The organism is Amaricoccus sp., from assembly GCF_047602525.1.
In the GTDB taxonomy this organism is placed as follows: domain Bacteria; phylum Pseudomonadota; class Alphaproteobacteria; order Rhodobacterales; family Rhodobacteraceae; genus Amaricoccus.
Genome location: NZ_JASGHB010000001.1, coordinates 2,893,319 through 2,905,329, shown reverse-complemented (window position 1 = coordinate 2,905,329; position 12,011 = coordinate 2,893,319). Strand labels below are relative to the sequence as shown.

Below are 12,011 nucleotides of genomic sequence, written 5' to 3'. Positions count from 1 at the left end.
TGTCGTCTGCTTCGAGGCAAGTCACGCCCGGTCAGAACCCGCTGATGATCTCGATCTTCGAGCCGTCGCTGAACCGGCCGAGCCGGAAATCCTTCGGATCGACCAGCGGCGTCGATCCGGTCACGAGGTCGGCCGCGAGCTTGCCCGCCGCCGGCCCGATGCCGAAGCCGTGGCCGGAGAAGCCGGTCGCGATGAAGAAGCCCGGGATGCGCTCCACCGGCGAGATCACCGGCACTGCGTCCGGCGTCACGTCGATGAGCCCGGCCCAGGTCTGCGCGATGCGCGCGTTCGCGAACACCGGATAGGTCTCGCGCACCGCCTTCAGCACCTTGGCGCGGATCGCCGCCGAGGGCTTCGGGTCGAGGACGCGGGTGTATTCGAAGGGCGAGGCCTCATCCATCGCCCAGGACCGCGGGATGCGCATCTCGTCGACGAACCGCCCGCCGACCCGGAAGGAGAGCGAGCGCCATTCCGATTTCAGCGCCGGCAGGAAGGCCATGGCATAGCGGAACGACGCCGGCACGATGTCGACGACGTTCTCGTGCCCGGAGGCGATGGTATAGCCGCCGTCGCGCCGCTTGCGGATCGCGACATCCTCGGCCCAGATCGCCTGCTCCGGCCCGCCCTCCAGCGGATCGGTGCGCATGACGGTGTTCATCACCTTGAGCTGCGGCAGGTCGATGCCGAAGCGCCCGGAGAACAGGCTCGACCACGCGCCGCCCGCCAGCACCACCGATGAGCAGGCGATCGGCCCGCGCTCGGTGACGACGCCGCTGATCGCGCCGCCGCTGGTCTCGATGCCGCGCACGGCACATTCGGTCAGAACGTGGGCGCCCAGCTCGCGCGCCCGCTCCGCCACCGCCGGCGCCGCCTTCTGCGGCTCGGCCCGGCCGTCCACCGGCGTGTAGAGCGCGCCCTTGATCTTCAGGTTGGAGCCGGGGACCATCTCGGCGAACTCGGAGGCCGACAGCATCCGGTGCTCGATCTGATAGCCTTCGAGGTTGCGGCCCCATCGTTCATGCTGGTCGTATTCCTTGTCGTCCTTGCAGGTGAAGACGATGCCCGCCCGGGTGTAGCCGGTCGGCCGCCCCAGCCGCTCGTCCATCCCGTTCCAGAGCCGCAGCGACTCCGCCATCAGCGGCACCTCGCGCGGGTCGCGGCGCGAGATCCGCACCCAGCCCCAGTTTCGGCTGGACTGCTCGTGGCCGATGCCCCCTTTTTCGCAGAGCGCCACCTTCAGCCCGCGCTCGGCCAGCTCCAGCGTGGTCGAGGTGCCGATGATGCCGCCGCCGATGACGACGACATCGACCTTGGCGGGCAGGTCGGGGTCGCCGTGGAACGGGTCGACGCGGGGTCCGGGCATGTCAGTAGAGCTCCTCGGCCTGACAGTTGACGGCGAGTTCGGCGACGCTCGCGGTGTTGGGGAGGTCGAGCGCCATGGCGACGAGCGCCGCCACATCCTCGGCACGGGTCATGTCCGCCTCGCCCCGCGCGGTCAGGCCGCGCGCCATGTCGGTCGCGACGAATCCGGGGCAGATCGCGGTGGCGCGGATCCCCTGGTCGAAGCCGGTCTGGCGCAGCGCGTGCGCCAGCGCCACCGCGGCGTGCTTGGTGATCGCATAGAGCCCGGAGGCGGGCGATTTCACCCGCTTGCCCGAGAGCGACGCGGTGATGATGATCCGCCCCCGCCCGGAGGCGGCAAGCGCCGGGAACGCCGCCTGCGCCAGCCGGCGCGGCGCCTTCACGTTTACCTGCCACATGGCGTCCAGCTCTTCATCGCTGCCCTCGATCACCGTTTTCGGCACGATGATCCCGGCATTGGCGACGATGGCGTCGATCCGTCCGAAGCGCGCCAGCGCCGCGGAAACCCACTCGGCCTCTCCGCCCGCACCGGCATCGTAGCGCACCGTCTGCACCCGCTCGTCATCGGCGAGGCCGGACGGCGTGCGCAGGCCGAGCGACAGGCGCCATCCGTCGGCGGCGAGGCGGTCGGCAATGGCGCGGCCGATGCCACGGCTGGCGCCGGAGACGAGGGCGACCCGGTCTTCCATCAGTTCACCTCCGATCCGGCGGCGCGCGGGTTCGTCACCAGCCGCCAGTAGAGCGAACGCAGCGGGGCGATCACGGCAAGGTACTCCTCTTCGCTCAGGTCGCCAAAGAAGGCCCGCGACTCGCTGACGCGGCGGCGCACCTCCTCGGCCATGCGCTCGCCCGCCTCGGTCAGGAACAGCGCCCGGGCGCGGGAGTCCGTTGCGCTCTGTCGCCGGGCGAGCAGGCCGGCGGCCTCCAGCCCGTCGATGACGCGGCCCATCTCGGAGCGGTCCTTCATGGCGACCTGCGCCAGAACCGATGGCCGGATGCCGGGATGCTGGCTGACGAGCAGCATCGCCGTCACCTTGCCGACGCCGCGGATCGGCTTCAGGTCGTGGATCCGCACGTCCCAGTCGCGGCTGACCGCCGCGTTGAGCGAACGGATATAGAAGCTCAGCGTGTCGGCCAGCGCGTCGAGGTCGATCCGGTCGGGGGCGGCGACGACAAGCTCGCCCGCCGTTGGCTGTCCGGTGTCCTCGTCGCGATGGCCCAAGCGTCCGCCTCCGAAGGTCATCCCCGGAGGCTTCCCAATTTAATGGACTATGTCCATCAGTTTTCGAGGCCGGCGCCTGAGATTCCGCCGATTGGGCTGGCGATGGTCAGAATGGCTTCAAACTGACCACCGCTTGTGCGGTTGGTGGCCGGCGCGTCACCAGCAGGTGAAGCCCGCGTCCGCAACCACCGTCGTGCCGGTCATCAGGCTCGACGCGTCCGAGGCGAGGAAGTGCACCACCGAGGCGATCTCGTCGGGCTTGCCCATGCGGTGCATCGGCGTGTCGCGCAGCCACACGTCGATCATCCCGTCGTGCTCGCTGCTGTACATCGTCATCTCGGTCTCGATGTAGGTCGGCGCGACCGCGTTCACGCGCACGCCGCGGTCGGCCCATTCGGCGGCGAGTGACGAGGTCAGGTGATGCACCGCGGCCTTCGACGCATTGTAGTACGTCTGCTTCTGCGGCCGGTTCGAGATGAGGCCCGACATCGAGCCGATGTTGACGATCGCCCCGCGCCCCGCCTGCAGCATGTGCCGGGCAAACGCCCGGTTGCACCAGAAGACGCCGTTGTAGTTCACGTCGTTGACGTTGAGCCAATGCTCGTCGGTCACGTCCTCGGCGGCCACGCCCGAGCGCCCGATGCCGGCATTCGCCACCAGCACGTCGACCCGGCCGTGGTCGCGCACCACCGCCTCGGCCAGCGCGTTGACCTGATCGGTCTTGGTCACGTCGACCTGCCGCGCCTCGGCCTTGAGGCCCTTGGCGGCGAGCGCCGCCTTGCCGCTCTCGGCAATGCCGGCGTCGATGTCGGCAATCACCACGATCGCGCCGTGCTCGGCCAGCGCCTCGGCGCAGGCGAGGCCGATCCCCCGGCCGCCACCCGTGACCACCGCCACGCGCCCGTCGAGGCGAAACTTGTCCGCGTACATCTCAGTCCTCCCATCCTGATCTATCGAGCCGGAACGGGCGGGTCTCGGCCCGGTCCCGCGAGGCAGGTGCGGGGGATGCCGAGCGGCTTCTCAGTCTGCTCGCCATTGACGTTCCTCGCCCGCGCTCGCCGGCCGCGAGATAGACCGCCTGCGCGGAGTAGTCGAGCGGTTCGGCAAAGCGGGACACGCCGCGAGCCGCGCCGGGCGCGACTTAGAAGAATTCCAGATCACTTGACTCGGGCATCGGCGAGGCGCATCTCCAAGGCAACGACGGAGGCTGCTCGCCATGTTCATCCAGACCGAATCCACGCCGAATCCGGCGACCCTGAAGTTCCTGCCGGGCCAGCGGGTGCTGGCCGCCGGCACGGCCGACTTCCCGAGCGATGCCGCCGCCCAGGCGTCGCCGCTCGCGCGCCGCATCTTCGGCGCCGGCGGCGTCACCGGCGTGTTCCTCGGCCCGGACTTCGTGACCGTGACCAAGTCCGACGCCGACGACTGGACCTCGATCAAGCCGGGCATCCTCGGCGCGATCATGGAGCACTTCCAGTCCGGCCAGCCGGCGATCGAGGGCGACGCGGGCACCGTCGGGCACGCGGCCGGCACTGCCGGCGAGGACGAGGCGATCGTCAGCCAGATCAAGGAGCTGCTCGACACCCGCGTCCGCCCCGCCGTGGCGCAGGATGGCGGTGACATCACCTTCCACGGGTTCGACCGCGGCGTCGTCTACCTGCACATGCAGGGCGCCTGCGCCGGCTGCCCGTCGTCGACGATGACGCTGAAGATGGGCATCGAGAACCTGCTCCGGCACTACATCCCCGAGGTGATGGAGGTCCGGCCGGTCGGCCTCTGACGGACTACCGGAACGGCCACCCGCGCCGGCCGACGTGCCGGCGGGCGGAAGTGGCCGTAGGTGACTCCTCCCGCAGTCGAGGCGGTGGCAGATATCTCGCGCGTGACTCCCGATCCTTTCACAGAGCACGCCTCCGGTAGTGGGGGGGCGCCGCTGGTTCTCGCCTTCGACACGTCGGCCGCGCATTGTGCGGCCGCGCTCGTTCGGGACGGCGGCGTCCTCGTCCAGCGTGACGAGCCGATGGCCCGCGGTCAGGCGGAGCGGCTGATCCCGCTCCTCGAGGAGCTGCTGGCCGAGGCCGGCCACGGCTGGGGCGATCTCGACGGCCTTGCCGTCGTCACCGGCCCCGGCAACTTCACCGGCCAGCGCCTCGCCGTGGCCGCCGCCCGCGGCCTCGCCCTGGGGCTCGGGATCCCCGCGGTCGGCGTCACCGTCTTCGAGGCGCTGGCCGACGGCCACGCCGGCGCGCTGACCGTCCTCCTCCACGACAAGCGCGGCACCCTGCGCCAGCATTTCCAGGACGGCGCCCCCCTCGGCGAGCCCGAGGCCGGGCCGGCCGAGGCGACCCCCGCCACCGGCGAGCGCGCCGACCTCGCGACCGTCGCCGGCATCGCCGCGCGACGCCTCGGCGCGGCGCCGCCGCCGAGCCCGCTCTACCTGCGCCCCGCCGACGCGACGCCGTGGTCCGAAACCGTGCCCCTGCTCGATGACGCCTGAGGCGCTGGCGGCGCTGCACGCCTCCGCCTTCACCGAGGCGCCCCGGCCGTGGTCGGCGGCGGAGTTTGCCGACCTGCTCGCTGATCCTGCCGTCCTTCTCGTCGCAGAGCCGGACGGCTTCGCCCTCGCGCGGCGTGCCGGGCCGGAGGTGGAACTCCTGACCCTCGCCGTCGCGCCTCCGTCGCGTCGCCGCGGCCTCGCCACCGGGCTGCTCGACCAGCTCTGCCGCCGGGCCGCCGCCGCCGGGGCCGAGGAGATGCTGCTCGAGGTGGCCGAACCCAACACCGCCGCCCGGGCGCTCTACCAGCGCGCGGGTTTCGTCGAGGTCGGGCGCCGGCCGCGCTACTACACCCGCCGCTCCGGCCCGCCGCTCGACGCCCTTGTCCTGCGCCGGACCCTCCAGTTCTAGAATTCATTTGACCGGGCTTCGGCCCTTGTCTCTAACTGCTCGCGTCCTTCGGTCATCCGGCCGCGCGTGGGGCGGCGCGACAGGGGACGGGCGCAAGGCGCGCCGCTTCGGCATCTGTTGGAGGAATGACCCCATGACGTTTGCTAAGACCCTGGCCGCCACGGCCTTTGCGTGCATGGCCGGGGCTGTGGCCCACGCCGCCGACGCCAATCCGGCAGTGATCTACGATCTGGGCGGCAAGTTCGACCGATCCTTCAATCAGGCGTCCTACGAGGGGGCCGAGCGGTTCAAGAAGGAAACCGGCATCGGCTACGAGGAATTCGAGCTGCAGAACGACGCCCAGCGGGAACAGGCGCTGCAGCGCTTCGCCGAAAAGGGCTACAACCCGATCATCGTCACGGGCTTTTCCTACGCCACCGCGATGAACACCATCGCGCCGCAGTTTCCCGACACCAGCTTCGTCATCATCGACGAGGAAGTCGACCAGCCGAACGTGCGTTCGGTGAAGTTCGGCGAGCACGAGGGCAGCTATCTCGTCGGCCTGCTCGCCGCGATGGCGTCGAAGACCGGCAAGGTCGGCTTCGTCGGCGGCATGGACATCCCGCTCATCCAGAAGTTCGCCTGCGGCTATGTGCAGGGGGTGAAGGCGACCAAGCCCGACGATCAGGTGTTCCAGAACATGACTGGCACCACCGGCGCGGCGTGGAACGATCCCGTCCGCGGCGGCGAGCTGGCCAAGGCGCAGATGGATCAGGGTGCGGACGTCGTCTATCACGCGGCCGGCGGCACCGGCGTCGGTGTGCTGCAGGCCGTGGCCGACGCCGGCAAGCTCGGGATCGGCGTCGACTCGAATCAGGACTACCTGCACCCGGGCAACGTGCTCACCTCGATGCTGAAGCGCGTCGACCTCGCCACCTACAACGCGATGATGGACGTGGAGAAGGGGACGTTCACCCCCGGCCTGCAGGTACTCGGCCTCAAGGAGGACGGCGTCGGCTACGCGCTCGACGAGTTCAACGAAAAGCTCATCACCCCGGAGATGAAGGCGGCGGCCGAGGCGGCCAAGGCGAAGATCATCTCCGGCGAGATCAAGGTCCACGATTTCAGCACAGACGGGAAGTGCCCGGTTTCCTGACCTCCTCGCGGCCGGCCCGGCGATGACCGCGCCGGCCGGTCCCGGCGCCACGGATGCCGACGGGCTCGCGATCGAGTTTCTCGGCATTTCCAAGAGCTTCGGCCCGGTGCAGGCGAACCGCGACATCGACCTCGCCGTCCGCCGCGGCACGATCCACGGCATCGTCGGCGAGAACGGCGCCGGCAAGTCGACGCTGATGTCGATCCTTTACGGTTTCTATCAGGCCGACACCGGCGAGATCCGGGTGAACGGCCGCCCGACTTCGATCCCCGACAGCCTCGCGGCGATCCGTGCCGGCATCGGCATGGTCCACCAGCATTTCATGCTGGTCGAGCCGTTCACCGTGCTGGAGAACGTGGTGCTCGGGGCCGAAGGCGGGGCGCGGCTCCGCCCCTCGCTCGCCCGGGCGCGGGCCGCGCTGAAGCGGCTGGAGCGGGAATACGAGCTCGACGTCGATCCCGACGCGGTGGTGGGCGACCTCTCGGTCGGCCTGCAGCAGCGCGTGGAGATCCTGAAGGCGCTCTATCGAGAGTGCGACATCCTGATCCTCGACGAGCCGACCGGCGTCCTGACCCCGGCAGAGGCGGACCACCTGTTCCGCATCCTCGGGCACCTGAAGGCACAGGGGAAGACCATCATCCTCATCACCCACAAGCTGCGCGAGATCATGGCCGTCACCGACGCGGTGAGCGTCATGCGGCGCGGCGAGATGGTCCGCACGCTCGCGACGTCCGAGACCTCGCCGGCCGAGATCGCCGAGTTGATGGTCGGGCGGCGCGTGCTGCTCCGGGTCGAGAAGGCGCCGGCGGTTCCGGGCCGGACACTGCTCGACGTTGCCGGCCTGCGGCTGGTGGACGAGCAGGGGGTGGAGCGGCTGCGCTCCATCGGCCTGCAGTTGCGCGCCGGCGAGATCCTCGGCGTCGCCGGTGTCGCCGGCAACGGCCAGTCCGAGCTGCTCGAGGTGCTGGCCGGCATCCGTCCGGCGACGGCGGGCACCGTGACGCTGGACGGGCAGGCGCTCGACCTGTCGCGCTCGACCAACGCCGACGACCGGCGCGCGTCGGGGATCGCCCATATCCCGGAGGACCGGCGCCGCCGCGGCCTCGTCATGCCGTTCGCCGAGTGGGAGAATTCCTGCCTCGGCTATCAGGGCGAAGCGCAATTTCGCGGGCCGGCACTGACCCTCGACCGCACGGCGATCCGCGATCAGGCGCGCGCCGCGATCGAACGCTTCGACATCCGCCCGCCGTCCTGCGATCTCAAGACCGCGAACTTCTCCGGTGGCAACCAGCAGAAGATCGTCATCGCCCGCGAGATGGAGCGCGACCCGGACGTGCTCCTGGTCGGCCAGCCGACCCGCGGCGTCGATATCGGCGCGATCGAGTTCATCCACCGCCAGATCGTCGCGTTGCGCGACCGCGGCAAGGCGATCCTGCTGGTGTCGGTGGAGCTGGACGAGATCCGGGCGCTGAGCGACCGGATCATCGTGATGTTCGACGGCCGCATCTCTGGCGAGCGGCTGGCGGGCGAGACCGACGAACGCGAGCTGGGGCTTCTGATGGCGGGGATCGACCCGGGAGAACATGCGAAAATCGCATCGAATCGCATCGAATTGAGAGGGTCGGATTGAAAGCGACAACGGATTTCGTTATGTCTTGCCGTATCCGCCCCTCGGCAGTACGCGCGGCTCCTCGGTATCCAGAGACGCGCCGACCCCTTGGGGCTTTCAGTTTCAGTGCCGTTCCATGAACCAGGTCGCGATCCTCATAGATGGCGGCTATTTCATCAAGCGACTTCCAACGCTGCGTCCGGCCATCGACATGCGGGATCCGACGGCTGTCTGCACGTCGATCAAACGGCTCGTCGCGTCGCACCTTGAGCGCATCAACAAGATCGAGCGACAGCCGCACCCGCGTTCGCTGCTCTATCGTTCGTTCTACTACGACGCCCGGCCCTGCACGGACACGGGGCACCTGCCCGTCAGCAAGAAAGGCATCGACTACGCGAAGTCCGACGTCGCGCGGTTCCAGCTCGCCCTGCACGACATGCTCCGCAAGACGGCCAACATGGCGGTCAGGTTTGGAGAGGTTCGACGGGACCCGGCCAGCCTCTGGGAGCTGAAGCCCTCCGTTCTCGACGTGCTTCGGAAGGGTCGGCGGGAGTTTGCTGACCTGTCGGATGAGGATTTTCGCCCGACGTTCCGCCAGAAGGCGGTCGACATGCGGATCGGGCTCGACATCGCTTCCCTGACCCTCAAGCGGCAGGTCGGAACCATCGTCCTGATCGCAGGCGACAGCGACTTTGTGCCGGCGGCCAAGCTGGCGAGGCGGGAAGGTGTGAAATTCCACCTCGATCCGTTGTGGCGAAGTGTCGAGCCCGGCCTCTTCGAGCACATCGACGGCCTCTATAGCGGCCTGCCGCGGCCCCGGAAGCAAGGAGAGGCCGCATGAACCCCGCCCTCCCGCGCTGGGTCGATCTCGCGCTCATCCCGCTCCTCAACCTCGCGCTCGCCTTCTCCGTCGCGGGCCTCGTCGTGCTCTTCATCGGCGAGAACCCGATCGAGGCGATGAAGCTGCTGCTCGTCGGCTCGCTCGGTTCGTCCTACGGCATCGGCTACACGCTCTTCTACGCCACCACCTTCGTCTTCACCGGCCTCTCGGTCGCCATCCCCTACCACGCCGGCCTGTTCAACATCGGGTCCGAGGGGCAGGCGCAACTCGGCGGGCTCGGCGTCGCCTTCGTCTGCCTCGCCGTGCCGTGGCCGGCGTGGTGGGTCGCGCTGCCGTTCGCCATGCTGGGCGCCGGCCTGTTCGGTGCCGCCTGGGCGTTCATCCCGGGCTATCTGCAGGCGAAGCGGGGCAGCCACGTGGTCATCACCACGATCATGTTCAACTTCATCGCCTCGGCGCTCATCGTCTATCTGCTGGTCAACGTGCTGAAGGTGCCGGGCTCGATGGCGCCGGAAACCGCCGGCTTTCCGCCGGGCAGCTTCCTGCCGACCATGCAGGAGATCCTCGCCGCCTTCGGCGTGAAGATCTCGAAGACCCCGCTCAACCTCTCGGCGCTGCTGGCGCTCCTCGCCGCCGTCCTCACCTGGGTGCTGATCTGGCGCACCCGCCTCGGCTACGAGATGCGCGCGTTCGGCCACTCCGAGCCCGCGGCGGTCTATGCCGGCATCAACCCGGTCAGGATCACCGTCGTTGCCATGCTCCTCTCCGGCGCCATGGCGGGCATGATGGGGCTGAACGTCGTCATGGGCTTCCAGCACCGGCTGGTGCTCGACTACGTGGCGGGCGCGGGCTTCGTCGGCATCGCGGTGTCGCTGATGGGCCGGTCCCACCCGGCCGGCGTGGTGCTCGCCTCGATCCTCTTCGGCATCCTCTACCAGGGCGGCGCCGAGCTTGCCTTCGACATGCCCTCGATCAGCCGCGACATGATCGTGGTGATCCAGGCGCTCGTGATCCTGTTCACCGGCGCGCTCGAGAACCTCGTCCGCGTGCCGGTGCAGCGGCTGTTCCTGCGGCGGAGGGCGGCGTGATGGACCTCGATACCGTCCTGCAGCTTGCCGGCGCCAGCCTGCGCCTCGCGACGCCGCTGCTGCTCGCCTGCCTCGCCGGCCTGTTCTCCGAGCGCGCCGGCATCTTCGACATCGGCCTCGAGGGCAAGATGCTGGCGGCCGCCTTTGCCGCCGCTGCCTTCGCCGCGGTCACGGGATCGCCCTGGATCGGGCTGCTCGCCGGCATCGGCGCTTCGCTGGTGCTCTCGCTGATCCACGGCCTCGCCTCGATCACCCTGAAGGGCAACCAGCTGATCTCCGGCGTCGCGATCAACTTCCTCGCGTCCGGCCTCACCGTGCTGATCGGGCAGAACTGGTTCGGCATGGGCGGCCAGACGCCGCAGCTGCAGGCGAGCCAGCGCTTCCTCGGGCTCACCTGGCCGTTCGTCGACCAGATCGCGCCGATCCCGATCGTCGGACCGTTCTACAAGCACGTCGTCTCCGGCCACAACATTCTGGTCTACGTCGCGCTGGCCGCCGTGCCGCTGACCTGGTGGGTGCTCTACCGCACCCGGTTCGGCCTGCGCCTGCGCGCGGTGGGCGAGAACCCCGCCGCGGTCGATACCGCCGGCGTCTCGGTCGTGCGCCTGCGCTATGCGGCGGTGATGATCGCGGGTGTGCTCTGCGGCATCGCCGGCGCCTACCTCTCCATCGCCATGGCGGCGGGCTTCAACCGCGAGATGACGGCGGGCAAGGGCTTCATCGCGCTCGCGGCGCTGATCTTCGCCAAGTGGCGGCCATGGCCCGCGCTCGGTGCCTGCCTGCTCTTCGGGCTTCTGGAGGCGATCGGCATCCGGTATCAGGCGATCACCATACCCGGGGTCGGCGTCGTGCCGGTGCAGTTCATGCAGGCGCTGCCCTACATCCTCACGGTCGTCATCCTCGCGGGCTTCGTCGGCAAGGCGATCCCCCCCAAGGCCGGCGGCCGGCCCTACGTCAAGGAACGCCAGTGACCGCCCTCGATCTCATCCGCGCCCGCGCCGGCGCAGCGCCCGTCCGTCTCGGCCTCGTTCTCGGATCCGGCCTCGGCCACCTCGCCGATGCGGTCGACGGCGTGGCGATCGACTACGCCGACCTGCCGGGCTTCCCGCACGCGGGCGTTTCCGGCCACAATCCCCGGCTGGTGGTCGGCGACCTGGAGGGGGTGCGCGTCGCGGTGCTGGGGGGGCGGGCGCACTACTACGAGAAAGGCGACCCGACGGTGATGCGGGCGCCGCTCGAGACGCTGAAGGCGCTCGGAGCGGAGACGCTGCTCCTGACCAACGCCGCCGGCTCGTTCCGGCCGGAGGTGCCGCCGGGCGAGCTGATGCTCATCGCCGACCACATCAACTTCTCCGGCCTGAACCCGCTGATCGGCGAGCCGACCGATGCGCGCTTCGTCAACATGGCCGATGCCTACGACCCCGCGCTGCGCGCCGCCCTTGCCGCCGCCGCCGCCGCCGAGGGCGTCGCGCTCGCCGAAGGGGTCTACGCCTGGTACTCCGGCCCGAGCTTCGAGACGCCGGCGGAGATCCGGGCGATCCGCATCCTCGGCGCCGATGCGGTCGGCATGTCGACGGTGCCCGAGGTGATCCTCGCGCGCTTCCTCGGGCTCCGGGTCGCCGCGATCTCCACCATCACCAACATGGCGGCCGGCATGAGCGACGAGGTCATCAGTCACGAGCACACCAAGGCGATGGCGCCGCTCGGGGCGGCGAAGCTCGAGCGGCTGCTGCGCCGCTGGCTCCGCGGCCTCGCCTGAGCCGCGGCGGTCACAAACGGCCTTCGCCGTGCTGCGCCGCGGGGTTCGCGCTGGCCCCGCCGCAGTGCACCCGCTAGGCTGTGGGCTCA

At 69.7% G+C, this 12,011-nt stretch carries 13 protein-coding genes; 9 read left to right on the top strand and 4 right to left on the bottom strand.

The features are described 5' to 3' along the window. Nucleotides 1-31: 31 nt before the first annotated feature. The 4 genes from QM699_RS14910 to QM699_RS14895 form a co-directional block, all read right to left on the bottom strand. Nucleotides 32-1,363, bottom strand: coding sequence for an NAD(P)/FAD-dependent oxidoreductase (locus QM699_RS14910; RefSeq protein WP_415011869.1), 1,332 nt, complete (start codon nucleotides 1,361-1,363; stop codon nucleotides 32-34). Nucleotide 1,364: 1 nt separating this feature from the next. Then, nucleotides 1,365-2,051: an SDR family NAD(P)-dependent oxidoreductase gene (locus QM699_RS14905; RefSeq protein WP_415011868.1), complete on the bottom strand. Its 687-nt coding sequence runs from the start codon at nucleotides 2,049-2,051 to the stop codon at nucleotides 1,365-1,367. Continuing rightward, nucleotides 2,051-2,584, bottom strand: coding sequence for a MarR family winged helix-turn-helix transcriptional regulator (locus QM699_RS14900; protein ID WP_415011867.1), 534 nt, complete (start codon nucleotides 2,582-2,584; stop codon nucleotides 2,051-2,053). The genes QM699_RS14905 and QM699_RS14900 overlap by 1 nt, the downstream gene beginning before the upstream one ends. Before the next feature lie 156 nt (nucleotides 2,585-2,740). After that, nucleotides 2,741-3,514 (bottom strand): SDR family NAD(P)-dependent oxidoreductase, encoded by a 774-nt coding sequence (locus tag QM699_RS14895; protein ID WP_415011866.1) that lies wholly within the window; start codon nucleotides 3,512-3,514, stop codon nucleotides 2,741-2,743. 286 nt (nucleotides 3,515-3,800) lie between these two features. Here QM699_RS14895 and QM699_RS14890 point away from each other — a divergent pair, with 286 nt between their 5' ends. The 9 genes from QM699_RS14890 (at nucleotide 3,801) to QM699_RS14850 (ending at nucleotide 11,922) form a co-directional block, all read left to right on the top strand. Then, the gene (locus QM699_RS14890) at nucleotides 3,801-4,364 is read left to right on the top strand and encodes a NifU family protein (RefSeq protein WP_415011865.1); all 564 of its coding nucleotides are present in this window, start codon (nucleotides 3,801-3,803) and stop codon (nucleotides 4,362-4,364) included. 102 nt (nucleotides 4,365-4,466) lie between these two features. Beyond that, nucleotides 4,467-5,081 carry a tRNA (adenosine(37)-N6)-threonylcarbamoyltransferase complex dimerization subunit type 1 TsaB gene (tsaB, locus tag QM699_RS14885; protein WP_415011864.1) on the top strand — a complete coding sequence of 205 codons (615 nt, stop codon included), beginning with the start codon at nucleotides 4,467-4,469 and terminating at the stop codon, nucleotides 5,079-5,081. Then, nucleotides 5,071-5,490, top strand: coding sequence for a GNAT family N-acetyltransferase (locus QM699_RS14880; protein ID WP_415011863.1), 420 nt, complete (start codon nucleotides 5,071-5,073; stop codon nucleotides 5,488-5,490). The genes tsaB and QM699_RS14880 overlap by 11 nt, the downstream gene beginning before the upstream one ends. Before the next feature lie 133 nt (nucleotides 5,491-5,623). After that, complete coding sequence (locus QM699_RS14875; RefSeq protein WP_415011862.1) at nucleotides 5,624-6,625, top strand: BMP family lipoprotein; 1,002 nt, start codon at nucleotides 5,624-5,626, stop codon at nucleotides 6,623-6,625. A gap of 22 nt (nucleotides 6,626-6,647) precedes the next feature. After that, nucleotides 6,648-8,255: an ABC transporter ATP-binding protein gene (locus QM699_RS14870; RefSeq protein ID WP_415011861.1), complete on the top strand. Its 1,608-nt coding sequence runs from the start codon at nucleotides 6,648-6,650 to the stop codon at nucleotides 8,253-8,255. Nucleotides 8,256-8,370: 115 nt separating this feature from the next. Next, complete coding sequence (locus tag QM699_RS14865) at nucleotides 8,371-9,075, top strand: NYN domain-containing protein (protein ID WP_415011860.1); 705 nt, start codon at nucleotides 8,371-8,373, stop codon at nucleotides 9,073-9,075. After that, nucleotides 9,072-10,163, top strand: a complete 1,092-nt coding sequence (locus QM699_RS14860) for an ABC transporter permease (protein ID WP_415011859.1) — start codon at nucleotides 9,072-9,074, stop codon at nucleotides 10,161-10,163. The genes QM699_RS14865 and QM699_RS14860 overlap by 4 nt, the downstream gene beginning before the upstream one ends. Further along, a complete protein-coding gene (locus QM699_RS14855) occupies nucleotides 10,163-11,134 on the top strand; it encodes an ABC transporter permease (protein ID WP_415011858.1) in 972 nt (323 codons plus the stop codon). The genes QM699_RS14860 and QM699_RS14855 overlap by 1 nt, the downstream gene beginning before the upstream one ends. Then, nucleotides 11,131-11,922, top strand: coding sequence for a purine-nucleoside phosphorylase (locus tag QM699_RS14850; RefSeq protein WP_415011857.1), 792 nt, complete (start codon nucleotides 11,131-11,133; stop codon nucleotides 11,920-11,922). The genes QM699_RS14855 and QM699_RS14850 overlap by 4 nt, the downstream gene beginning before the upstream one ends. Nucleotides 11,923-12,011: the final 89 nt, after the last annotated feature.

Bases quoted from the DNA above. Each gene is read 5' to 3' on its own strand.
- QM699_RS14910 (WP_415011869.1), bottom strand. From the start codon at position 1,363: ATGCCCGGACCCCGCGTCGACCCGTTCCACGGCGACCCCGACCTGCCC.
- QM699_RS14905 (WP_415011868.1), bottom strand. From the start codon at position 2,051: ATGGAAGACCGGGTCGCCCTCGTCTCCGGCGCCAGCCGTGGCATCGGC.
- QM699_RS14895 (WP_415011866.1), bottom strand. From the start codon at position 3,514: ATGTACGCGGACAAGTTTCGCCTCGACGGGCGCGTGGCGGTGGTCACG.
- QM699_RS14890 (WP_415011865.1), top strand. From the start codon at position 3,801: ATGTTCATCCAGACCGAATCCACGCCGAATCCGGCGACCCTGAAGTTC.
- QM699_RS14880 (WP_415011863.1), top strand. From the start codon at position 5,071: ATGACGCCTGAGGCGCTGGCGGCGCTGCACGCCTCCGCCTTCACCGAG.
- QM699_RS14875 (WP_415011862.1), top strand. From the start codon at position 5,624: ATGACGTTTGCTAAGACCCTGGCCGCCACGGCCTTTGCGTGCATGGCC.
- QM699_RS14870 (WP_415011861.1), top strand. From the start codon at position 6,648: ATGACCGCGCCGGCCGGTCCCGGCGCCACGGATGCCGACGGGCTCGCG.
- QM699_RS14865 (WP_415011860.1), top strand. From the start codon at position 8,371: ATGAACCAGGTCGCGATCCTCATAGATGGCGGCTATTTCATCAAGCGA.
- QM699_RS14860 (WP_415011859.1), top strand. From the start codon at position 9,072: ATGAACCCCGCCCTCCCGCGCTGGGTCGATCTCGCGCTCATCCCGCTC.
- QM699_RS14855 (WP_415011858.1), top strand. From the start codon at position 10,163: ATGGACCTCGATACCGTCCTGCAGCTTGCCGGCGCCAGCCTGCGCCTC.